Source organism: Streptomyces sp. NPDC045846, from assembly GCF_056431605.1.
On the sequence record NZ_JBWKKJ010000005.1, the window covers coordinates 452,721 to 474,849 of the forward strand.

The 22,129-nt window shown below is 73.6% G+C and carries 16 protein-coding genes; 8 read left to right on the forward strand and 8 right to left on the reverse strand.

Annotated features, from left to right (window positions below; genetic code table 11):
* Positions 1-31: 31 nt before the first annotated feature.
* From AC07F3_RS17050 to AC07F3_RS17075, 6 genes are all read right to left on the reverse strand, one after another.
* Positions 32-646, reverse strand: a complete 615-nt coding sequence (locus tag AC07F3_RS17050) for a GAF domain-containing protein (protein WP_479114789.1) — start codon at positions 644-646, stop codon at positions 32-34.
* On the reverse strand, positions 643-1,524 hold the full coding sequence (locus tag AC07F3_RS17055; RefSeq protein ID WP_479114791.1) for a S8 family peptidase: 882 nt from the start codon (positions 1,522-1,524) through the stop codon (positions 643-645). The genes AC07F3_RS17050 and AC07F3_RS17055 overlap by 4 nt, the downstream gene beginning before the upstream one ends.
* Entirely contained in the window at positions 1,521-4,676 is a 3,156-nt protein-coding gene (locus AC07F3_RS17060) for an adenylate/guanylate cyclase domain-containing protein (protein ID WP_479114793.1), read from the reverse strand. The genes AC07F3_RS17055 and AC07F3_RS17060 overlap by 4 nt, the downstream gene beginning before the upstream one ends.
* A gap of 63 nt (positions 4,677-4,739) precedes the next feature.
* Positions 4,740-4,952, reverse strand: coding sequence for an aroma-sacti cluster domain-containing protein (locus tag AC07F3_RS17065; RefSeq protein WP_479114795.1), 213 nt, complete (start codon positions 4,950-4,952; stop codon positions 4,740-4,742).
* Positions 4,949-5,632 (reverse strand): iron-containing redox enzyme family protein, encoded by a 684-nt coding sequence (locus AC07F3_RS17070; RefSeq protein ID WP_479114797.1) that lies wholly within the window; start codon positions 5,630-5,632, stop codon positions 4,949-4,951. The genes AC07F3_RS17065 and AC07F3_RS17070 overlap by 4 nt, the downstream gene beginning before the upstream one ends.
* Positions 5,629-6,747, reverse strand: coding sequence for a radical SAM protein (locus AC07F3_RS17075; protein WP_479114798.1), 1,119 nt, complete (start codon positions 6,745-6,747; stop codon positions 5,629-5,631). The genes AC07F3_RS17070 and AC07F3_RS17075 overlap by 4 nt, the downstream gene beginning before the upstream one ends.
* A gap of 330 nt (positions 6,748-7,077) precedes the next feature.
* Here AC07F3_RS17075 and AC07F3_RS17080 point away from each other — a divergent pair, with 330 nt between their 5' ends.
* The 8 genes from AC07F3_RS17080 to uvrA all read left to right on the forward strand — a co-directional run bounded on the left by AC07F3_RS17080 (position 7,078) and on the right by uvrA (position 18,314).
* Entirely contained in the window at positions 7,078-7,317 is a 240-nt protein-coding gene (locus AC07F3_RS17080; RefSeq protein ID WP_479114800.1) for a hypothetical protein, read from the forward strand.
* A gap of 120 nt (positions 7,318-7,437) precedes the next feature.
* Positions 7,438-8,628 carry a radical SAM protein gene (locus AC07F3_RS17085; RefSeq protein ID WP_479114802.1) on the forward strand — a complete coding sequence of 397 codons (1,191 nt, stop codon included), beginning with the start codon at positions 7,438-7,440 and terminating at the stop codon, positions 8,626-8,628.
* 33 nt (positions 8,629-8,661) lie between these two features.
* Positions 8,662-9,936 carry an MFS transporter gene (locus tag AC07F3_RS17090; protein ID WP_479114804.1) on the forward strand — a complete coding sequence of 425 codons (1,275 nt, stop codon included), beginning with the start codon at positions 8,662-8,664 and terminating at the stop codon, positions 9,934-9,936.
* A gap of 35 nt (positions 9,937-9,971) precedes the next feature.
* Positions 9,972-12,074, forward strand: coding sequence for a prolyl oligopeptidase family serine peptidase (locus tag AC07F3_RS17095; protein WP_479114806.1), 2,103 nt, complete (start codon positions 9,972-9,974; stop codon positions 12,072-12,074).
* Between the two features lie 193 nt (positions 12,075-12,267).
* Positions 12,268-12,453 (forward strand): hypothetical protein, encoded by a 186-nt coding sequence (locus AC07F3_RS17100; RefSeq protein ID WP_479114808.1) that lies wholly within the window; start codon positions 12,268-12,270, stop codon positions 12,451-12,453.
* 253 nt (positions 12,454-12,706) lie between these two features.
* Positions 12,707-14,554 (forward strand): AfsR/SARP family transcriptional regulator, encoded by a 1,848-nt coding sequence (locus AC07F3_RS17105; protein ID WP_479114810.1) that lies wholly within the window; start codon positions 12,707-12,709, stop codon positions 14,552-14,554.
* Positions 14,555-14,571: 17 nt separating this feature from the next.
* Positions 14,572-15,729 carry a glycosyltransferase gene (locus AC07F3_RS17110; RefSeq protein ID WP_479114812.1) on the forward strand — a complete coding sequence of 386 codons (1,158 nt, stop codon included), beginning with the start codon at positions 14,572-14,574 and terminating at the stop codon, positions 15,727-15,729.
* Positions 15,730-15,845: 116 nt separating this feature from the next.
* Positions 15,846-18,314: an excinuclease ABC subunit UvrA gene (uvrA, locus tag AC07F3_RS17115; protein ID WP_479114814.1), complete on the forward strand. Its 2,469-nt coding sequence runs from the start codon at positions 15,846-15,848 to the stop codon at positions 18,312-18,314.
* Positions 18,315-18,570: 256 nt separating this feature from the next.
* Here uvrA and AC07F3_RS17120 read toward each other — a convergent pair whose 3' ends face one another.
* Entirely contained in the window at positions 18,571-20,085 is a 1,515-nt protein-coding gene (locus AC07F3_RS17120; RefSeq protein ID WP_479114816.1) for an ABC transporter substrate-binding protein, read from the reverse strand.
* The gene (locus AC07F3_RS17125; RefSeq protein ID WP_479114818.1) at positions 20,085-22,082 is read right to left on the reverse strand and encodes an ATP-binding protein; all 1,998 of its coding nucleotides are present in this window, start codon (positions 22,080-22,082) and stop codon (positions 20,085-20,087) included. Before AC07F3_RS17125 ends, AC07F3_RS17120 begins: the two co-directional genes overlap by 1 nt.
* Positions 22,083-22,129: the final 47 nt, after the last annotated feature.

Here is a 22,129-nt window from a genome sequence, read left to right on the forward strand (position 1 = left end):
TCGCATGGTGGCAGGTTGATGGTGGGGCGGTTCAGCGCGCCTGGAGCATGTCCCGTACGACGTCCAGGACGTGCAGCCCGGCCGCGCGTTCCGCCGGGTCGAGGGCGCGCAGGGTGCGGGCGGAGGGCTGGACGGCGTGGGAGTCCTGGACGTGCAGCCGGTCCAGGACGGTGCGCAGGGCGGTGGCGGCCTGGCGGGCGAACAGCGCGAGCAGGTCGAGCTCGCCGAGGCTGGTGCGGGACTGCGGGGCCGGGTCGAGCACTTCGAGGACCCCCAGGACACCCGTGGAGTGCAGGAGCGGCGCCGCCATCAGCGAGTCGGGCAGATAGGAGGTGGACTCGGCCAAGTCGCGGGCGAAGGCGCGGTTGTGGCTGAGGTCGTCCACGACCATCGGCTCGCCGGACTGCACCACCCAGCCCGCGATGCCGCGCCCGGCCGGGAAGCGGGTGCCGACGAGGAACTCCTCACCCTCGCCGGAGACGGCCTGGAAGACCAGCTCGTCGGCGTCGGCGTCGAACAGGAAGATCGAGCTGGCGGCCGCGCCGAAGATCACTCGGGCGGTGTCGACCACGGACTGGAGCAGTTCGCGGGCCACCGGGTCGTCATGGACCGGCGTGGGGGTCGGGGTGCTGGCGGTCTCGGTCATGCGGTACCTCCGGTCGGACTGGTGGCTTCGGCGGGGGCGTCGGCGCACAGGACGCCGACGTTGGACGCGGTCAGATAGAGCGCGGACTTGAGCTGGAAAGGTGTCAGCCGGGGGTGCTTGGACAGGATGCGGGCGCACATGCCGGAGATGAACGGGGTGGCGAAACTGTTGCCGGTGGAGCGGATGACCGCGCCGTTCAGCCATGGCACGGTGACGTTCTGGCCGGGTGCGAAGAACTCGACCGGCGGCTGGGGGTTGTACAGGAACAGGTCGGGCTCGTCCTCGCGGTGGCTGCCGACCGAGATGACCGAGGAGAACCGCCAGGGAAAGCTCTCCACCGGGGTGTTGTGTGCGGAGGCGACGATCACGCTGCGGCCGAAGTACGCCTCGTCGGCGAGTGCGCGCAGCGCTTCGGAGAAGGAGGCGCGGGTGGTGGACAGGCTCATGTTGATCACGTCGAAGCCCTGGGCGACGGCCCAGCGCAGCCCGGCGAGCAGCACGTCTCCGGTGCCGGAGAAGCGGCCGCCGAGGACGCGCACGCTGTACAGCTCGCAGTCCGGGGCGGTGCGGCGGACGATGCCCGCACAGGCGGTGCCGTGGCCGCAGGCGTCGCCGGTCTCGGTCGGCTCGACGCGGATCTCGCCGTCCTCGCCCTTGACGACGACATAGGAGCCGTCGACCGTCCCGACGCGAGGATGGTCGCGTTCGACGCCGCTGTCGACGACGCAGACGCGGACTCCGCGGCCGGTCGAACCGCCCCAGGCCCATTCGGGGGTGAGGGGCAGTCCGTCGGCCACGACGGGGATGTCGTCGGGGTGGCGTCCGCGCAGGCTCCAGGTGAGGGCGGGGCCTCGGGGCGCGGTGGGGGTGGCGGTCATCGTCGGGATTGCTCCTTCTGCGTCAGGGGCAGGCTGTCCACCCAGCGGAGGCCGACGCTGTGGCCCTTGTCGGCGAACGCCGTACGGGCAGCGGCGGCCGCGCGGGCGGCGGTGGCCAGGTCGCCGTGGTCGAGGGCGGTGCGGGCTTGGTCGAGGGCGGCGGTGGCGCGGGCGATGGGGGAGTCGGTGGCAGCGGCCTCGGCGACCGCCCGGCGGGCGAGGCCGGCCGCGGCGACGGGGTCGTCGGGGGTCAGGCGGGCGAGCATGCCGTGCAGGTCGGCGAGGTGGGCGAGCGGCTGGGAGGGGTCGGGTTCGCCGTCGCCGTGCCGTCCCGAAGGGTCTTCCGCGTCCGGGCCCGGTTGTGCGTCGGCCACTGCCTGGCGGGCTGCCGACGGATCGTGGGCCGTGAGCAGGGCGCGGGCCCGATCGCGGGTGATGGCCGGGAGCATGCTGGTGGCGCCCAGGGTGCGGCAGGCGTGGTCGGCGCGGCACAGCAGATCGACGGCCTGGGCCGGGTGGTCCCCGAGGGTGGCGACGGCGGCGTGGAAGACGGGGAGGAAGACGCGGGCCTCGGCGAAGCCGAGTTCGCCGGTCAGGCGGTCGGCGGTGGCCAGGGCCTCGGCCGCGGCGGGTGCGTCGTCGTGCAGGGCGTGCAGGACGGCGAGGGGACAGTTGAGGGTGACCTGGACGGTGCGGCGGCCGGGCCCGTGCTCGGCGAGCAGGGTGCGGACGCGGTCGATCGCGGCGGCGACCGGGGTGGGGCCGAGCCAGAGGGAGACGCCGATCGCGCCGAGGGCGGCGGCCCGTTCGGGTTCGGCGTCCGCGCGCACGGCGTGCGTCAGGGCTCTGTCCAGGAGGACCTCGGCGTCGTGGTGACGGCCGACGAGCTGCTGGTGCTGTGCCAGGCGCAGACAGGCGCGGGCGATGCCGAGGTCGTCGCCCGTGGCCTCGAACAAGGGCAGCACGGCGCGCGCGGTGGTGGTGGCGCGGCCGAGGTCGGGACCGGGGTCGAGGACGGCCAGGCCGAGCCGGGCATGGGCCGCGACCACCGGGTCGCCGGCGTCGGCGACTTCGGCGAGCAAGGCGCTGCCCTCGGCGGTACGTCCGGCCGCGAGCCGTACTTCGGCCAGTCGCCAGGTGGCCGTGAGCCGGGCGGGCTCGTCGGGGCGGGCCAGCGTGGCGGCGCTGGTCAGGAGGTCCTCGGCCCAGCCGAGGTCCGCGCGGGCCAGGGCCTGCGCGCCGGCGGTGGCGTGCCGCTCGGCGGCCCGGCGGCGCAGCCCGTCGGTGTGCTGGTCGGTGAGGCCGAGCTCGGTGCGGTAGCGGTGAGCACGGGCGAGGTGGCTGCCGACCGTGCTGTCGGGGGCGCCCTGTTCGGCGAGGAGGTCGGCGGCGCGCTCGTGCCGGTCGGCGCGGACCCGTTTGGCCATGCTCTGGTAGGAGACCTCGTGGACGAGCCCGCTGCTGAAGCGGAAGCCGGCCTGGCGCGTGGTCTGCTCGACCAGACGGCGGCGGGTGAGTCGGTGCAGGGCCGGCAGTACGGTGTCCAACCCGGCCGCGTCCCGGGCGAGTTCGCCGCCGGGTCTCGTCTCGGGTCCGCCGCGCGCGAGGCCGACCAGCACGTCGCGGTCGAAGTCGCGACCGACCACGGCGGCGAGCGCGAGCGAGGCGCGCTCGGGCGGGTCGAGGGCGCCGATGCGGGCGCCGAGCACGGCCTGGACGGTGGCGGGGAGCTCGCCGGGGTCGCGGCCCTCGGCGAGCATCGCGAGGAGTTGCTCCAGGTGCAGGGGGTTCCCCTCGGCGCGGTCAAGGATCTGCTGGTGTACGGGTGCGGCGGCGAGGCTGTGGCCGTTGACCTCGGCGAGTCCGGCCGCGAGCAGGGCGCTGTCCGCGCCGGACAGTCCGCTCAGCAGCACCGGTGGGCCGTCGCTGCCCCACTCGGGGCTGCGTTCGAGCAGTTCCAGCCGGGCCGCGCACAGCAACAGCACCGGGCGGTGGCGCTGGGCGAGTTGGGCGGCGGTGCGCTGGAGAACCTCGCGCAGCACGGGCCCGGCCCAGTGGAAGTCGTCCAGGACGAGGGCGAGCGCCCGGTCGGCGGCGAGCGCGTCGAGCAGGTGCAGCAGGGCGGCGCAGGTGTCGTCGACGGAGGGGCTGGGTGTGCCGTCGTGCAGCAGCCCGCCGCGCAGCACGGCGAGCGCGTCCTGGACGTCGGCGCGCCCGTCGACGTCCGGGGCGGTGTCCAGCAGGCGGCGCAGTGCCTCGCCGAGCGGGGCGAGGGTGCCGGTGTCGCCGTAGGGGCGGCAGCGGCCCGCGCCGTGCCAGACGGTGGTGCGGCGCAGCCATTCCCGCACCAGGCGGGTCTTGCCGAGTCCGGCCTCGCCGAAGACGGTGACCAGGCGGGCGCCGTGGGCGCGGGTGTCGGCCAGGGCGGTGTCGAGTGCGGCGAGTTCGGGGCCGCGGCCGATGAAGGGGGTGTCGAAGCGGCGGAGCAGTTCGGGGTCGTCGCCTTTGAGCGCGAGGAGGCGGTGGCCGCGTACGTGGTCGGTCTTGCCCTTGAGGGCGAGCAGCCCGACGTCTTCGACGACTGCTGCGGGGCCGACGGCGGCCAGGGTGTCCGGGCCGATGAGGATCTGCCCGGCCGCGGCGTTCTGCTCCAGGCGGGCGGCGATGTTGACGACTTCGCCGGACACCAGGGCCTGCCGGGTGGAGGCGTCCGAACTGGCCACGGCCTCACCGGTGTTGACGCCGATACGGACGTCGAGGCGGACGTCGAGGGCGAGGGCCAGCTCGGTGTTGAGGTCGGCCAGCGCGGCGAGCATGTCGAGGGTGGCGGCCAGGGCGCGGCGGGCATCGTCCTCGTGGAGGGTGGGGATGCCGAAGACGGCCATCACGGCGTCTCCGATGAACTTCTCTACGGTGCCGCCGTGCGCCTCGATCCGGGTCGTCATCAGGTCGAAGTAGCGCAGGGTGACGGAGCGCAGGGCTTCCGGATCGAGCCGTCCCGACAGTGCGGTGGAGCCCACCAGGTCGCAGAAGACGACGGTGACGAGCTTGCGTTCGTCGCCGCGTGGGGAGGAGGGGGCGGTGGCTGCCCCGCAGTGCGGGCAGAACCGGGCCGCCGCTGGCAGTTCACCCGTGCAGGAGGAGCAACTCACCGCCGTTCACCTGTCTTTCCGGTCGTCGGTTCTGGGAGGGGAGGGAGGAGAGGTGGGAGGGACTCAGAACAGTGCGCCGCCGGCGATGGCGGAGGTGTGCGCCTGCACGTCGTCGTGCTCGGCTTCGTCCAGGCGGGCCTTGAGGTCGAGCAGCAGGGCGAGCTCGGCGTCGTTCAGGTCGCGCAGCACGCGCAGTTGCTCCTCGCCCAGGGCGTCGAGGGGGAATCCGGCGGCGGTCAGGGCCGCGACGCGGTCCTCGGGGCTGGGTGTGGTCATGTGGTCGGTGTCCTTCCGTGTGATGCGGTTGTGAGGCGGGTGAAGAGGTCGGTGGCGGCGGCGACGGTGTGCAGGGCGCTGACCGCCACCGCGCTCTCCTGCTCGGGTGTCAGCGCAAGCCCGTCGAGCAGGTCGTCGAGGTCCGCGCTGTGGCCGGTGTCGAGATCGGCGTGGTCGCGCACGGTCCGGAAGGCCGTGGCGGGCAGGCCGGTGTCGGCGGCCAGCCGCCCGGCCAGCCAGGGCGCGGGCGCGTTGCCCTCGAGGACGGCGATGTAGCCGAGCAGCGCGACGGGGTGGAAGTGCTCGACCCAGTAGTAGAGGGGTCCGACCAGGCGGGCCACCTCGGGGGAGGGGAGGGCGCGCAGCGGCTCGGCGGGGTCGAGTCCGGCCGCCGCCAGGTCGGACAGCAGCCAGTCGTCGTGGTCGCGCTCTTCCTCGATGTGCCGGCGCAGGTAGGCGGCCAGGGGCGCGGCACCCGGATCGGCGGGGCCCAGGCCGGCGCAGCGGTCGGCGGCCAGGCGCATCAGCGGGACCGAGGCGCGGATGACCGCGTGCATGGTGACGAGGTAGCGGCCGTAGCGCTCGGTCAGGCCGTCGGGCCGCCACAAGTTGGTCATCGCGGCGTGCAACGGGGGCGTGGCCAGGGCGAGTTTGAGGCGCAGGGCTGCGCTGCGGGTCATCGCGCGGACTCCGGGTCGAAGGGGCGGGCGGGGGGAGTCGTCTTGGGCTCTTCGCCGGACGCGGGATCGACGAGGCCGGCGTGCGCACGGCTGCCGTAGCGGCGCAGCAGGGCAACGGGCCCGGCGGCGTGCTGGCGGTGCGCGGCGTGCAGGTCGAGGAGTTCGCCGGCCGGGCCGCTGCCGTCGCTCTCGGTACCGGCCAGGACGGCGGGGTGCTGAGGAAGGGCGTGGCAGCTCTCGCAGTAGCCGGTGCAGTCGGCCGGATCGCCGTGCCGGGTGTAGAGGTGGGCGGGGCCGATGGCGCGGAGCATGCGCAGCGCGGGGGAGCGCAGGGCGCGTTCGCGCACCTGGGGCCACCGGTCCCGGGTGAGGTCGCCCAGCAGCAGGTGGGCGGGGACGGGGCGGTGGTCGACGGTCCGCTGATTGCAGCAGGCGACGATCGCGCCGTCCTGGGTGATCACCGGCCAGGCGGCCATCGCGCAGGGCCGCGCCCGGCCGTCGGGTCGGTCGGTGCGGCCGGGGCCGGCCCAGCGGGCGGCGCGGCCCAGCGCGCGGGTCTCGTTGACGAGCATCGGCACGGTGTCACCGAAGACGCGGCGCACCTCGGCGGTGAGGTCGTCGAGATAGGGGTCGTCGGGTCCGGTGCCGGTCAGGTGCAGGCTGACCGGTGTGCCGCCGTCCAGGATGGTGCGCAGGGCCCGGAAGACGTCCGCGCGGGACACCTCGCGTTCGTGGTGGACGTCCAGGCTCGCGGAGAAGTGGTCGAGGGCGTCGACGGCGAGGCGGATGCGGGCCGGGAGCCGGCCGCCGCGGGCGAAGAACATGCCGCTCAGCAGCGCGGTGCGGGTGCCGGCGGCGCGCGCGGCCAGGGCCAGGGAGGCGGCGAGTTCGGGCCGCAGCAAGGGTTCGCCGCCGGTGAGCAGGACCAGCTCGGGCCGGTTCTCGGCGGTGAACGAGCCGAAGAACTCCAGCAGTTGGTGTTCCTCGGGCTGGGCTCCGGTCATGGTGGACGCCGTCGAGCAGTGCGCGCAGGACAGCGGGCAGCGCTGGGTGAGCACGACGAGCAGCCCGGCGCAGGGCACGGGTCGCAGCCCTATCAGTTCGGCCAGTTGCATCGGCTTCGCCCATCCGTTTCGTGTCCGTGTGGCATGCCCCCGGGTGTCCGCGGCGGCCCGAGCAGGTTCGCGTGGCACGGTTCGGCGCGGGTACAACGCGGACCGGATCCGGTACAACCGCAGGTCACGGCCTCAACGACGGGCGCTCAAGGGGCCGTTGGGTGGGAGGGCGGGGCGGCGCAAGCGGCCCTGACCTGCGGCTGCGCCGTTTCTGTACCGGGGGCGAACCGATCCGGTGCCGGGGGTTCCTAGTTTTCTGCTCGTCGGCGGCGCACCGAACCGTCGAGCTTCTCTGAACACACCCCCCGAGTCCGTGAAATGGAGACCACCATGGCGAACAACGAGCCGATCAACAGCGAGGAGCCCGAGGTGGCGGCGCACAGCGAGGACGAGACCCCGTGGTGCATCGGCAACGTCAGGGCCACCGACCTGGACGCCGAGGTGCTGGCGCACAGCGAGGAGGAGAACCCGTGGTGCATCGGCAACGTCAAGGCGAACGACCTGGACGCCGAGGTGCTGGCCCACAGCGAGGACGAGACGCCGTGGTGCATCGGCAACGCCAAGAGGTAGCACCGCAGTAGAGGCGCGCTCCTGCCGCGTCTCGGACCTTGCATGGGGCCCGCCGCCCGACGGCGGGCCCCATGCCCCTTCCCGCACCCCGCCCGCCGCTTCGCCTACGGAGGCACCCCCATGTCCGTGACCCACGATGCCCCGCTGTCCGACCGGAGCCGCCTGATCCGCGCGGACGGTCACTGGTGGTACCTCGGAGCCGGCGGTATCGCCCGGATGAGCCCGGGCCACGTCGGCCCGGACGGTGCCCTGCTGCCGCACGCCGAGCGGTGGGTCACGGACGCCGGACTGCGCGAGGCGAAGCCGTACCGCAGCTATTCGCTGACCGTGCTCACCAGCACCAGTTGCAACCTGGGCTGCGGCTACTGCTTCCAGAACACCGGGCAGGACGACTCCGGCGGCAACCGGCCGCCGCGGATCAAGACGGTCCGGCTCACCTCCGAGATGATCGGACGGGTCCTGGACTTCACCCGGCAGCGGATGCGGGAGGCGAGCCTGGAGCGGCTGGCGCTGATGCTGTTCGGCGGCGAGCCTCTGCTGAACCTGCGGGGCTGCCGTGAACTGCTGCTGCGGGCGGCCGAGTTGGGTCCGCTGCAGGCGGGCATGGTCTCCAACGGCGTGCTGCTGACGCCGCTGGTGGCCAAGGAGCTGAACGCGGCCGGGCTGCGCTCGGTGCAGATCACCTTCGACGGGGACCGGGCCGAGCACGACGCGATCCGGGTGCGCCGCTCCGGCGGCGGCACCTTCGACGTCATCGTGGACAACCTGGCGCGTTCGATGGAGGCGTCGCAGCTGCGCTGGGACCTGCGGGTGAACGTCTCGCACCTGAACCGGCACGGCATGGACGACCTGCTCGACCGGCTCGCCGAACGCCTCGACCCGGCCCGCTGCGGCCTGTACTTCGCGCTCGTCGGCGACGTCGGAGTGGGCTACGGCAACGACCTGGCCTACGACACCACGCTCTCGGCCGACTTCATCCGCTGGTACACCCGCGCCCTGGAACTGGGCTTCGCCGTCACCCGGCCGCGCTCGGCGCTCGGCTGCCAGGCGTGCTCCATCAAGGACGGCCGGTACGGGGCCGTCGTCAACGCCGACGGAGTGCTCTCCAGCTGCTGGGAGACCGCCGGGCGGCCCGGCTGGGAGGTCGGCACCCTCGACGAGGGCTACTACGCGCACGAGCGCACCGAGGGGCTGTGGGTGACCTGCGAGGACCAGTACCAGCACGGCGACCAGGCCGCGCGGCTGGGGGCCTTCCAGGACGAGGTGGACGCCGCCCTGCTCGACCATCTGCACACGGCCGGACGGCTCTGAACCCGACGCCCCTACCCGGCAAGGAGAGTGACCATGGCTCGGACCGGCGTGCTGCGCACCAACCGGGACTTCCGCCGCTACTGGATCGGCACGACGCTGTCCACGCTCGGCTCGCAGATGTCGCTGATCGCGTTCCCGCTGCTGGTGCTCTCGCTCGGCCACGGCGCGGCGAGCGCGGGCCTGGTGGCGACGTGCTCGCTGGTGACCCGGATGGCGTTGCGCCTGCCCGCCGGGCAGGTGGCCGACCGGTTCGACCGCCGTCGCCTGATGCTCGCCACCGACGTGGTGCGGATGCTCGCCCTGGGCAGCATCCCGCTCACCTTCTGGCTCGGGGAGCTGACGTTCTGGCAGCTGTTGACCGTCGCGGTCGTCGAGGGAACGGCGACCGCGCTGTTCGGCCCGGCGAGCACGATCGCCGTCCGGGACGTGGTGTGCGAGGAGGATCTGTCGGACGCGCTGGCCAAGGACCAGGCCGCGCTGGGCGCGGCCACGCTGGTCGGCCCGTTCGTCGGCGGCTGGCTGTACGCCGTGGACCCGATCCTGCCGTTCACCGTCGACGCGGCCTCCTACGCCGTCTCGGCGTACCTGGTGTGGCGGATGACGACCCGCCCGCTGCCGGTGGCGGAGGGCCCGGACGCCGACCGCCGGGTCACCGCCGGGTTCCGCTGGCTGCTGACGCAGCCCGCGCTGCTGCACGCCCTGGTGTTCGCGGCGCTCCTCAACCTGGTGGGCGCGGCCTCCGAGGTGGCGATGGTGGTGGTGCTCAAGGACACCGGCACCGGCCCGACGGTGATCGGTCTGGTGATGGCGTGCGCCGGAGTCGGAGCGATCCTCGGCGCGCTGGCCTCGCCGAAGCTGATGCTGCTGCTGACTCCCGGTCAGCTGTTCCTGCTGATCGGGGCGGTGTGGGCGGCCGGGCTCGGGGTGTTCGCGGCCACGTCGCGGCCGGTGGTGCTCGGACCCGTGCTGGTGGTGATGGTGCTGCTGACGCCGATCGCCGGGGTGGTGCTGGGGGAGGCGATGCTCAAGCGCACGCCCCGGGAGCTCCTGGGCCGGGTCAGCACCGCGGTGGGCCTGCTGTCGGCGGGCCTGGCCGCGCTCGGCCCGGGGGCCGCGGGTCTCGCGATCGCACGTCTGGGGATCGCGCCCACCTGGCTGGTGATGGCCGCGGTGGTCGCGGTGAGCACGTTGGTGTGCGGACTTCCGATGCTGCGCGACCGCGGGCTGCTGGCCGAGGAGGCACCGGCCGGGCCGGAACCGGAGGTCGTCGTCGCCCGTGACGCGATGGATCTGCCGCCCGCCGGCTGAGTACGAGGCAACACCGAGGGGAAAGGACCCGCACCATGCCCGCATCCGCCGCCGAACCACCGGCCTACCCGCCCGCTCCGCGCTCCGAACTGGTCGAGGACCTGGGCGGCCGGCGGGTCGCCGACCCGTACCGCGTGCTGGAAGACGCGGCCGACCCGCGCACCGCACGCTGGGCCGCCGCCCAGGACGAGCTGTTCGCCCGCTCCCGCGCCGCCTGGCGCGGGCTGGACGCGGTGCACGCCCGGGTGCGTGAACTGGTGGACACCGGTGAGGTCTCCGTGCCCCAGGTGCGCGGCCCCTACCACTTCTTCGAGCGCCAGCGCCCCGGCCAGGAGCAGCCCGAACTGGCCGTCACCAGCGGCGGCGAGACACGGGTGCTGCTCGACCCGCTCGCTGTGGACCCCACCGGGCGCACCGTGCTGGACGCCTGGTCTCCGTCCTGGGAGGGCGACCTGATCGCGGTGCAGACCTCCTCGAACGGCACCGAGGACTCGGTGCTGCGCGTGCTGGAGACCGCCACCGGGAAGGTCGTGGACGGTCCGGTCGACCGGCTGCGGCGCACCGACATCGCCTGGCTGCCCGGTGGGGAGGCCTTCTACTACGTGCGCCGTCTGCCGCCCGAACTGCACCCCGGTGAGGAGCGCTACCACCGGCGGGTACGGCACCACAGGCTCGGCGCGGACCCGGAGCAGGACGCGCTGGTGTTCGGCGGCGGCCGCGCGGCGGCCGACTTCTACTCCGTCGACATGTCCCCCGACGGCCGCCTGCTCACCGTCACCGTCACCGCCGGCGCCTCCCCGCGCGCCGAGGTCTGGTGCGCCGACCCGCTGGCCGGGGACGCGGAGCGGCCCGAACTGCGCCCCGTGCAGCAAGGGGTGGACGGGCGCACCACGGTGCGTCCGCACCGGCGCGGGAAGCTGCTGCTGTGCAGCCGGGTCGGCGCCCCGCGCGGCCGCGTCGACATGGTGGCGCCGGAGCGGCTCGCGGATCCGGCGGCGGCTCGCCGCACGGTGGTGGCCGAGGACCCGGAGGCCGTGCTGGAGGACGCGGCACTGCTGGACGGGCCCGAGCTGGCGCGTCCGCTGCTGCTGGTCACCCGTACCCGGCACGCGATCAGCGAGATCACCGTGCACGACGCGGAGAGCGGCGCCCCGCTCGGTGCGGTGCCGCTTCCGGGCAGCGGCACCGTCGGGCCGCTCGCGCAGGCGGCCCGTCCCGGTCACGAGGTGTGGTTCCGGTACACCGACCACGTCACCCCGCCGGTCGTGCTGCGCTACGACGCGCTGCGCGGCGAGACCCGGCACTGGGCCGGTCCGGAGCGCGGGCCCGCCACCGGGGCGCGGGTGGAGCAGGTGGTGTACGTGTCGCACGACGGCACGCCGGTGCGGATGTTCGTCATCTCTCCCAGCGGGCGGCCCGACCGGCCGCGGGCCACCGTCGTCACCGGTTACGGCGGTTTCGGCGCCTCGATCGTGCCGGGCTACGCGGCGCACGCCCTGGCGTGGGCGGAGTCCGGTGGCGTGTGGGTGTTCACCTGCCTGCGCGGTGGCGGCGAGGAGGGTGAGGAGTGGCATCGGGCCGGGCGCCGGGAGCACAAGCAGAACACCTTCGACGATCTGGACGCGGCCGTCGACCGGCTGATCGCCGACGGCTGGGCCGACCCCGAGCGGATCGGCCTGCTCGGCAGCTCCAACGGCGGGCTGACGGTGGCCGCGGCGCTCACCCAGCACCCGGAGAAATACGCGGCCGTCACGTCCCTGGTGCCGCTGCTGGACATGGTGCGCTACGAGCGCTGGGGGATGGGTCCCAGCTGGCGCGAGGAGTACGGCAGCGCCGCGGACCCCGAGCAACTCGCCGTGCTGCACAGCTACTCGCCCTACCACCGGGTGCGGCCGGGCACGCGTTATCCGGCGGTGCTGCTCGGTACGGCCGACGGTGACACCCGGGTCGATCCCCTGCACGCGCGCAAGATGTGCGCAGCGCTCCAGGAGGCGACCGCGACGCCGTTCCCGGACGGGCCGGTGCTGTTGCGCCGGGAGACGGGGGTGGGGCACGGGGCGCGCGGCACCAGCGACATGTCGGCGTTGATCGGGGACCTGCTGGCGTTCTTCGACGACCGGCTCCGCCCGTCGCGTTGAACCGGGCCGCGCCGGCGAATCATCAAGCCGTCAGCTGTATGTCCGAATTGCGCCGCCAGGTCTCTTACTGCGTGCAGGATGCTGCACCGGGTTACCCCTTGGCCCAGGCCTCGTTCAGTCGCCAGTCTTCTGGTGACCAGAAAATCACCTGACAAAACGGTGTATTCCGCTGTGAGACGTTCAAGGGGTACCAATGAAGAGACTCTGCGTGCTGTTCGCGATCGTCGCCGCCAGCCTGTGCGCCGCTTCCTCCGCCACCGCCGCCGGCGCCCCGCGCCAGTGCGCCGCGCAGGACACGCTGTCGGCCGCCTCGCACCCGGCCCCGACGGTCCCGGACGACCGTCCCATCGTCATCGACGACACCGCCTGGGGAAACTGATCCTCCGCCGTCTGGCGCTCGGCGTGCTGGCCGGTGTGCTGGCCGGACATACCGAACACCTGCTGCGGCAGCGCCGGCACCGGCACCATCTGCGGCTGGCCCGTCAGATCCTGACCGCAGCCGCCGACGACGGACCCCGATCCGATGGGCAGAGCTAATGCTGGATCACATCACCCCGTACCACTTTCCCGCGCTTCCCCCTTACCGCCCCGCGGCACACCATGCCGCTGCTGACCGCGATGGCGGCGGCCGGGTGCGGTTCCGCGTGCTCGGCGAGCTGGCCGTCCAGCGCGACGGTCGACCGGTGGTGCTCGGTCCCCTCAAGCAGCGCCTCGTGCTCGCCATGCTGCTGTGCCGGGTCAACACCCCGGTCTCCACCGACGTCCTGACCGCCGCCGTGTGGGGCGACGAGCCGCCACGGTCGGCCCGCAAGAACCTCCAGGCGTACATCTGCGCCCTGCGCAAGGCCGTCGGCCCCCTTCCCTGGCAGGAGACAGACGGCCCGTCACCCGCCGAGGGTCCCCGGGAACGGCTCGTGCACCACCCGGCGGGCTACCGGCTGAACGCCACCGCCGCCGAACTCGACCTGCTGCGTTTCGACGAACTCGCCCGCGCCGGGCGGCACGCCGCCCGGCGCGGCGCGGACCGGCACGCCGCCGCGCTGCTGCACGAAGCACTGGGACTGTGGCACGGCCCCCTGCTCGCCGACCTCGCTGGCTGCGAGGCCGTCCGCGAGGAGGCCGAGCGCCACGAACAGCGCCGCCTGACCGTGCACGAGGACTGGGCCGAGGCCGAACTGACCCTCGGTCATGCCTCGGCCGTCGCCGAAGCCCTCGCCGACCTGGTCCTGGAGCACCCGCTGCGGGAACGGCTCAGCGCCGCCCAGATGACCGCCCTGCACCGCTCCGGACGGCAGAGCGAGGCGCTGGCCGTCTACGATCGGCTGCGGCAGCAGCTGGCCGCTCAGCTCGGACTCGGCGTCAGTCCTGCGCTGGAGACCCTCTACCGGGAGATCATCGACGGCGACGACCACGGCCGCGCCGCCGACCGGGCCCCGCGGCCGGTCCGCCCGGCCACCGCGCCCGTCCATGTGCTCCCCGCCGACCTCCCCGACTTCACCGGCCGCGCGGACCATCTGGACCGGCTGGAGGCCCTGCTCGGCGGCGCCCCGCCCGACTCCGGCCGCCTCGTGGTGCTCTGCGGCCCGGCCGGAACCGGCAAGAGCGCCCTCGCGGTCCGCGCCGCGCACCGCGTCGAGCGAGGCTTCCGCGACGGCTGCCTGACCGTCCGGCTCCGCCGCGCCGACGGCACCCCGCGCCGCCCCGCCTCCGTACTCGCCGAACTGTGCCGCACCGTCGATCTGTTGCGTGCCGTACCGGAGACCGACGACGACGCCGAGGAGGCCGCCGTGATCTGGCGGTCCTGGCTCGCCCGCCACCACACCCTGCTGCTGCTCGACGACGCCCCCGACGAGAGCGCCGTCCGCCACCTGCTGCCGGGCGCCGGATGCGCCGCCGTGCTGATCACCTCACGCAGCCGGCTGACCGGCCTTGGCCCGCTGCACCGCGTGGAACTCGGCCCCTTCGAGCGTTCCGAGGCCGTCGACCTGCTCGACCGGGTGATTGGCGGCGGCCGAGTGCGCACCGACCGTGCCGCCGCCGAACGGATCGCCGCGGCCGTCGGCCAGCTCCCCCTCGCCCTGCGGCTGGCGGGCAGCCGCCTGGCCGTGCTGCGCCGGCTTCCGCTCGGCCAGTACGCCGACCGGCTGGAGGGCAGCCCGGCGCTGCTGGACGAACTGTCCGCCGGAGACGTCACGGTGCGCTCCCGGCTCGCCGCCTGGTGGCTCGAACTGCCCGCGCCCGTGCAGACCGTGCTGCACCACCTCAGCACCCTGCCCGCCCCGCTGTTCTCCCTCGCGGACGCGGCCGCCGCGCTCGGCTGCGCCGAGCACACGGCCGGCCGGGTCATGGAGCCGCTGATCGAGGCGGGAGTGCTGGCCTGCCCGCTGGGGGACGCCGAGGTCTCCGCACACACCGCGCTCTACGAGGTCCCCGCCCTGCTGCACTCCTATGCCCGCGAGCGCACCCCCACCCCCGCCTGACCCCTTCAGGGAGATCGATGAACATCCTGCTGTGCCCGGAAAGCTCACCCGGCTTCCTCTACCCCGTCCTTGCGGTGGGGCGGGAGCTGCACGGGCGCGGGCACGCCGCCACCGTGCTGGCCGGGCCGCCCGCCTGCCCGCCCGCCCGCGCCTCCGGCCTGGACGTGATCGACGCGGGTGACCTGGGCGCGCCGACCGCCTTCCGCGTCGACCGCTGGTTCCTGGAGGGCGTCGCGCAGTACCGGACCGTGCTGCGTGCCGCCCGCCGCACCCGGCCCGACGTCCTGGTCACCTCCCTCCTCTGCCCCGGCGCGCTGCTGGCCGCCGAGACTCTGGACGTGCCGGTCGTGGTCGTCGGCCTGGCCGTGCACCTGTGGCCGTACCTGAGCGGCGGCGCGAGCGAACCCGTGATCGGGGACACCCGCGCGTGGCGGCTGGACGACGTCCTGACGCAGTACCGGAAGCTGCGCGAAGAGTGCGGCCCGCGCACCGCACCGCGCGGCGGCTTCGGGCAGCACATCCTCAACGGAACCCTCTGTCTGCTGCGCGGCAGCCCCGTACTGGAGCACCCCGGGGCCGTGCTGCCCGCGGACGTGCACCAGGTGGGCGACCTGGTGTGGGAGCCCGACCCGGACCCGGCGGAGGCCGAACGGGTCGAGGCCTCGATAGCCGCCAGCGGCAAGCCCCTGGTGTACGTCCACCTCGGCCGCGTCTTCGGCGGGGCCGACCTCTGGCCCGCGCTCACCGCCGCCTTCACCGACGGCCCCTTCCAGGCCGTGGTGGAGACCGGCCGCACCGATCGCACCGCGGCGCGCCCCGGCGCCCACCTGCACCCCGTTCACCTGCCCTGGCTCGACCCGCTGGTGCGCCGTGCCGACGCCGTCCTGAGCAACGGCACCAGCGCCCCCGTCCTGGCGGCCCTGCGCCACCGCCGCCCCCTGGTCGTCGCCCCCAACGGCGGGGAGCAGAAGCTCCTTTCGGCCGCCTGCGTACGCGCGGGCCTGGCCACCCCGCTCCCCGACACCCCCGCCGCCCTCCACCGGGCGCTGGCCCGCCCCGTCCGCCCCGTCCACTCGGCGCCCGGCGGTCCGGCCCGCGCCGCCGACCTGGTCGAACGCACCGTCAGCGGACTCGTCGCGCCGAGCGGCCCGCAAGCGCAGGCCGCGCCTCACTGAGCGTGTGCGGCCTTGGTGCGCGTGCGGCCCCGGGGACTGTGCGGATGCCCGGGTGGGCAGGGCCCGGTGGCGGCGCATGGCGCGCGGTTCCCGGTGCGATCAGGTAGGCAGGAAAGGTGACCAAGGACGCGAGCGACCCCTTCGTGCACGTGCGCGGTGCCAGTGAGAACAATCTGCGCAACATCGACGTCGACGTTCCGCGGGACGCGATGGTCGCCTTCACCGGCGTCTCCGGTTCGGGCAAGTCCTCGCTCGCGTTCGGCACGCTCTACGCGGAAGCCCAGCGCCGTTACTTCGAGTCCGTCGCACCGTACGCCCGGAGGCTGTTGCAGCAGGTCGGCGCGCCCCACGTCCAGGAGATCACCGGGCTGCCGCCCGCGGTGGCCCTGCAGCAGCGCCGCGGGTCCCCCAGCTCGCGCTCGACCGTCGGGACGATCACCACGCTGTCGAATCTGCTGCGCATGCTGTACTCCCGCGCCGGGACCTACCCGCCCGGTGCCGCCCGCTTGGAAGCCGAGTCGTTCTCACCCAACACCGCGGCCGGCGCCTGCGCGGAGTGCCACGGCCTCGGCGTCGTGCACGAAGTCGCCGAGGACCTGCTGGTCCCGGACCCGTCGCTGAGCATCCGCGAGGGCGCGATCGCGGCCTGGCCCGGCGCCTGGCAGGGCGCCAACCTGCGCAGCATCGTGAGCGGCCTGGGAATCGACATCGACCGGCCGTGGCGCAGGCTCAGGAAGAAGGACCGCGACTGGCTGTTGTACACGGACGAGCAGCCGTCCGTGTACATCGAGCCGGAGGAGGGCCGCATCGACTACGGCTACCAGGGCACGTTCTGGAGCGCCCGCAAGCACGTCATGCACGTCCTCGCCGACTCCAAGAGCGAGAGGATGCGCGAACGGGCGCTCCGGTTCGTCCGGAGCGTGCCCTGCCCCGAGTGTCACGGCAGCGGACTGCGGCCGGAGGCGCTCGCGGTGACCTTCGCCGGACGTTCCATCGCCGAGATCAACGCGATGCCGTTCACCGAGGTCGTGCCGCTGCTGCGGCCCTTCGCGAGGCGGTCCAAGGCTGGTGCCACCACGGCGACCGCCCGCTCCGGTGAGACGACCGAGGTCGCGGTCCGGATCTGCGGCGATCTGCTCGCGCGGATCGGCGTACTGCTCGACCTCGGCCTTGGATACCTCAGCCTCGGGCGCCGCTCGACGACCCTGTCGCCCGGCGAGGCCCAGCGCCTGCGGATCGCCACGCAGCTGCGCTCGGGTCTGTTCGGCGTCGTCTACGTCCTCGACGAGCCCTCCGCGGGCCTCCACCCCGCGGACGCGGAACCGCTGCTCGACGTCCTGGACCGCCTGAAGGCGGCGGGCAACTCGCTGTTCGTCGTGGAGCACGACATGGACGTCGTACGGCGGGCGGACTGGGTGGTGGACATCGGTCCCGGCGCGGGGGAGGGCGGCGGCCGGGTGCTGTACAGCGGCCCGGTCGCCGGTCTTGAGCGGGTCGGGGAGTCGGCCACGAGCCAGTACCTCTTCGGGCGCGCCCGGCCGCTCGACCACCGCCCGCGCACCCCGCACGGCTGGCTGCGTCTGCGCGGCGTCTCCCGCCACAATCTGCGCGACGTCTCCGTCGACGTACCGCTGTGCGTGATGACGGCGGTGACGGGCGTGTCCGGTTCCGGAAAGTCGACGCTGGTGACGCAGGTGCTCGCCGAGGTCGTCCGCGGGCACCTCGGCCTCGTGTCCGAGGAGCCCGACGAGGCGCGCCTGGAGGTCGACGTGCAGGACGCGTCGGGCGTCGAGTCGTTCGACCGGCTGGTCCTGGTCGACCAACGCCCCATCGGCCGCACTCCCCGGTCCAATCTGGCCACGTACACGGGCATGTTCGACGCGGTGCGCAAGCTGTACGCGGCCACCGACGAGGCCAGGGCGCGCGGCTACTCGGCCGGACGGTTCTCCTTCAACGTTCCCGAAGGGCGGTGCGAGACCTGCCAGGGCGAAGGCTTCGTCGCGGTGGAACTGCTGTTCCTGCCCGGCACCTACGCGCCGTGCCCGGCCTGCCACGGTGCCCGGTACAACGCCGAAACGCTGGAAGTCACCCACCGGGGCAAGAACATCGCGGAGGTGCTGGAGCTGTCCGTCGATGCCGCCGCCGAGTTCCTGTCCGCCGTCCCGGCCGCCTCGCGCAGCCTGGAGACGCTGCGCGAGGTGGGGCTTGGCTACCTGCGTCTTGGCCAGCCGGCGACGGAACTCAGTGGTGGTGAGGCCCAACGCATCAAGCTGGCCACCGAATTGCAGCGGGCCCGTCGCGGGCACGCGCTCTACCTGCTCGACGAGCCGACGGCCGGGTTGCATCCCGCGGACATCGCGCTGCTGCTGCGGCAGTTGCACCGGCTCGTCGACGCGGGCAACACGGTCGTCCTCGTCGAGCACGACCTGGACACGATCGCCACCGCCGACTGGGTCATCGACCTCGGGCCGGGCGGTGGCGACGCGGGCGGCCGGGTGGTCGTGGCGGGCGCACCGTCCAAGGTGGCGAAGGCCCGCCGCAGCGCGACCGCGCCCTACCTCGCGGCCCGGCTCGCGCGCTCCTGAACCCGACAGCTTCCGGGGCCGGGGGAGCGGGGCTGTTCCTCATCACACGATCAGGGCTGGTTCGCGATCCTCGCCCCAGTTGTTCGAGGAACTCCTGCGAACTGGATGCGGCGACCTCGAAGTGGCCGAACCAGGAGCGCCGTGGTGGACTTCCAGCCCTGCCCGCTGTCTCCGATCGTGAACAGATGGCCCCGCCGCCGTCGGCGAAGCCCAGGCGATGAAGTCACCCCCCGTCGGAGGGCCGGCGGGCGGAGCCTCATGGCTTGAGGGTGCCGACGAACCGGTACTGGTCGCCCTCGTCGCCGCGCGCCGTGGGAGGCCCCAGCTCGACCAGAGCCATCGACCGGTCGGACGGCTCGCCGGTGTCCGGCGCGAAAGCGATCTCCCCGCTGACACCGCGCACCTTGTAGGTGCCGTTGGTCTGACCGAGCAGATCGAGGACGGTGCTGGGTGTGACCTTGTCCGTGCCGTAGGTGTCCATCGCTCGCCGGGCAGCTGTGCCGATCGTGTAGACCGCGTCGTGACCCACCATGGCCTGCCCGTTGTTGAGTGCCCCCGCGCTCCCGCTCCGCAGGTCGAGGAAGCGGCGCCGGAAGTCGGGGAACGGGCCCCGCTCCTGGCCGCCGTACATCTGCGCGGAGGCGTCGGGGTGGGCGTACGCGGTGTAGTACGCCTTGAGGCCGCTGGCGTTCCAGCGGCGCGCCAGCTCCGCGAGTTCGGCCGTGCCGGAGGCGCGGCTCGTGTCGAAGTACAGGCCGACCGCGCTGGACCCGGAGAGCACGCGCACGGGACAGCTGCGCCGGTTCTCACCGGCCGCCTCGATGAAGCTGCGCAGTTCCCGTCCCCGCGCGGCGAAGTAGACGCCGTCCGGGGTGGCTCCGGTGACGCAGATCTTCTCCGCGACCACGCGCAGCGCGTTGCCACCGCCCGGAGCGGCGCCGGAGGTGAACGGGACCACCGTCTCGACCTTGAGCCCGACACGCTGGGCGGCCGCCATGAACCCGCTGTACAGGGAAGCGTTGTAGATGTCGCCCGCCTTGTTGTCCTTGACGACCTGCAGCCGGTATCCGGGGCGCTTGTCCTGCTGTTCCTTGAAGTAGCGTGCCGCGGCGGAGGCCTGCTCATCGGCGGGGAAGGACACCCGGAAGAAGCCGGGCGCCGTAGACCTCATCTCGTCCCCGGCCACGGTCGCGCCCACGACCGGCATCCCGGCGGCGCGCAGTTTGTCGACCGCGGCCAGCGTGCGGGCGTTGCTCTGCCCGATCCCGGCGACGGCGACCAAGTGCTGCTCGTCCTTCATTTTGAGGAGTTGCTCCACCACCTCGCCGGCGTACGCGTCGTCGCGCCCGGTGTTGGCCAGGAGCAGCCGCACCCTCGGCAGGGTGCCGCGCTCGCTGTTGATCTCCAGCTGGGCGATGTGCGCCCCGGTGACCGCCAGCCGAGTGCCCTCGGGGCCCCGGTCCTCGGTGCCGCCGGACATCGACTCCAGGTAGGCGATGGTCACCGATTGCTCGCCGGACTTCTCGACCTTGCGGTTCTCATCCAGGATCCTGCCGCTGATGTCGCCGAGCGAAGGGAAGGCGAACGAGCCGTCGCTCACTCCGACGCATTCGCCGCCGGCCCGCTTGGCGACGCCCCGAGCGCAGTCGGTGTCCGGCTCGAAGGCCTTGAAGAGGACGACGGCGATCAGCACCACGCACACCGCGCCCAGTGCGGACCACAAGACCTTGTGGCTCGGGGGCCGCGGGAGATCGATCGTCGCACGGCTCATCACCAGGGCTCCTCCTTGTACTGCTGGGCCTTGTCCTGCAGCACGTTGGCCCAGGCGACGCGCTCGGTGTGCGCGGCGGCGAGGGTGTGGAACCGGGCGTACACCTCCCCGAAGAGCGAGGCGTACGGGTCGCCCAGCGGGTCGCGGTAGGGGTCGCCCACCCGGTCCGTGGCCGGGTCGTCGGCCGGCTCCGGGGCTATCCAACTCGCCGCCAGGAGACGGGTGATGGTGCGCAGTCGCGGTGCGGTGTCATCGCGCAGCAGCCGCACCAGAGCCTCGTACTGCTCCCAGGGCTCGCTGCCCGGACTGCTGAGCTCAAGCGGCAGGGGCGCACGGCGCAGCCTGCACAGTGCGGCGCACCACTGCTCGGGGGTGTCCTGCTCGAAGATCGTGTCCAGATGGGCCGCGGCCGCGGCGAGATCACCGCAGGCCAGCGCGTGATAGGCGGCCAGCCCCGGCTCCCCCCTGGCCGCGGCCTCCGCACGCAACCCGGCGTGCAGCGCGGCCGGATCCTCCAGGGCGCTCAACAGCAGGCGGCGCAACAGCGGGTGCGGGGTGCCCGGGGGGCCGTCGGCGAGCGGATCACCGGTGTCGATGTGCATGGTGCGCAGCCGGTCCCTGGCGAACGCCCGGAACTCCTGGCCCAGATGGGCCGCCGCCTCGGGCTCGCTCTGCAACCAGTGGGCGACCACGGCCTGCGCCAGGTCGGGCGCGGCCGCGGCCCTGGCCAGTGCCGGACGCAGCCCCTGGGGCGGGTCGATGGGCAGCAGCCGGTCCCGGAGGCCGTGGACCAGTTCGGCCGACGGCTGTAACGCCCGGCGCAGCCGCTCCTCCCAGGGCGCCGAGGGTTCGAAGCCGTGCAGCGCTCCCAGGACGCGAGCGGTCGCCGCGGGCTGCCCCCGCGTGATCTCGTACACCGCCCAGCCGAGCCAGCGCGCCCCGGCGTTGCCCCGGGGCGGGGGAGCGGCCGTCGACTGGAAGACCTCCTTGGCCTGCTGATCCACCTCGTTCCGCGTCAGGTCGCGCAACCGCCCCACCCGCAGCCCCGCCGTCACCTCCTGCGGATCGAAGGCCGTGCCGGCGTCCCACGCCCCCGGGTAGCCGTCCGCGGCGTACTGCCATCCGAAGTCGACGTCCTGGAGCGCCCGCGGATAGCTGCCCGCCATGGCGAGGACCACCAGCGGGTCGCGGTCGCAGCCGCGGCGTTCTTGGACCAGGAGGCGCAGTACCTCGCCGCCGAGCTGGTTGTCGGCGTTGTCCAGGAGGACCAGGCAGCGCACCGCCCAGTCCTTGCGGACGTAGCAGTGCCGCAGTTCCTGGAGGAAGACTCCGCACACGATGCGTTCGGTGACGGCGCGGTCCTCGGCCGAGGCGGAGTGGTACGCGAGGTTCAGCTCGACCAGGATGTCCAGGGCCGAGGTGACCGCCGAAGCCCGCCGGATCCTGGACAGACGGCGCAGCACCTGACCGTGGCGCAGGACCCGCTCGATGGTCGGCAGAACTCTGAAGACCTCCATGAACGGCGACGGCAGCCCGGCGAGCGTCCCGGCGGTCTGCCCGACCTGCACGACATGCGGCAGCCAGTGGGAGGGCGGACCGGCGAGTTCCTGACTCAGCTGGCGGCGGGCCACCGCCCGGTCCTGGCCGTCGAGTTCGAGCGCGAGCGCCGCGCACATCAGCCGGAAGGCGGGCAGGGAGATGTGCGGCACATGCTTCTTGCGGGGTTCGAGGTCGTACGCCACGGCCTTGAGCACATCCACCGGACCCTGATCGTGCCGGGCCAGTTCGGCGAGGTCGAGCCGGGCGACCGGGCCGACCGCGGCCCACTGTCCGATCGCCCGCAGCAGCGTCGTCTTCCCACTGCCCCGCGGTCCGAGCAACAACGTCACCGGCAGGTGTTCGCCGGGCCCGCCACTCGTTCCGGGCAGCAGCAGCGACTCGGTGTAACTCTGCACCGACCGGTCTCGCTCGGACTCACCCGCCCAGTCCTGCGGCATCGGCCCCCCCCCGGGGATGGGCGCCACCCCGTTGTGGCACCAGCGAG

Excerpts from the sequence above, each read along its gene's own strand:
- AC07F3_RS17050 (WP_479114789.1), bottom strand. The coding sequence starts at position 646 with ATGACCGAGACCGCCAGCACCCCGACCCCCACGCCGGTCCATGACGAC.
- AC07F3_RS17055 (WP_479114791.1), bottom strand. The coding sequence starts at position 1,524 with ATGACCGCCACCCCCACCGCGCCCCGAGGCCCCGCCCTCACCTGGAGC.
- AC07F3_RS17065 (WP_479114795.1), bottom strand. The coding sequence starts at position 4,952 with ATGACCACACCCAGCCCCGAGGACCGCGTCGCGGCCCTGACCGCCGCC.
- AC07F3_RS17070 (WP_479114797.1), bottom strand. The coding sequence starts at position 5,632 with ATGACCCGCAGCGCAGCCCTGCGCCTCAAACTCGCCCTGGCCACGCCC.
- AC07F3_RS17075 (WP_479114798.1), bottom strand. The coding sequence starts at position 6,747 with ATGCAACTGGCCGAACTGATAGGGCTGCGACCCGTGCCCTGCGCCGGG.
- AC07F3_RS17080 (WP_479114800.1), top strand. The coding sequence starts at position 7,078 with ATGGCGAACAACGAGCCGATCAACAGCGAGGAGCCCGAGGTGGCGGCG.
- AC07F3_RS17085 (WP_479114802.1), top strand. The coding sequence starts at position 7,438 with ATGTCCGTGACCCACGATGCCCCGCTGTCCGACCGGAGCCGCCTGATC.
- AC07F3_RS17090 (WP_479114804.1), top strand. The coding sequence starts at position 8,662 with ATGGCTCGGACCGGCGTGCTGCGCACCAACCGGGACTTCCGCCGCTAC.
- AC07F3_RS17095 (WP_479114806.1), top strand. The coding sequence starts at position 9,972 with ATGCCCGCATCCGCCGCCGAACCACCGGCCTACCCGCCCGCTCCGCGC.
- AC07F3_RS17100 (WP_479114808.1), top strand. The coding sequence starts at position 12,268 with ATGAAGAGACTCTGCGTGCTGTTCGCGATCGTCGCCGCCAGCCTGTGC.
- AC07F3_RS17110 (WP_479114812.1), top strand. The coding sequence starts at position 14,572 with ATGAACATCCTGCTGTGCCCGGAAAGCTCACCCGGCTTCCTCTACCCC.
- AC07F3_RS17120 (WP_479114816.1), bottom strand. The coding sequence starts at position 20,085 with ATGAGCCGTGCGACGATCGATCTCCCGCGGCCCCCGAGCCACAAGGTC.
- AC07F3_RS17125 (WP_479114818.1), bottom strand. The coding sequence starts at position 22,082 with ATGCCGCAGGACTGGGCGGGTGAGTCCGAGCGAGACCGGTCGGTGCAG.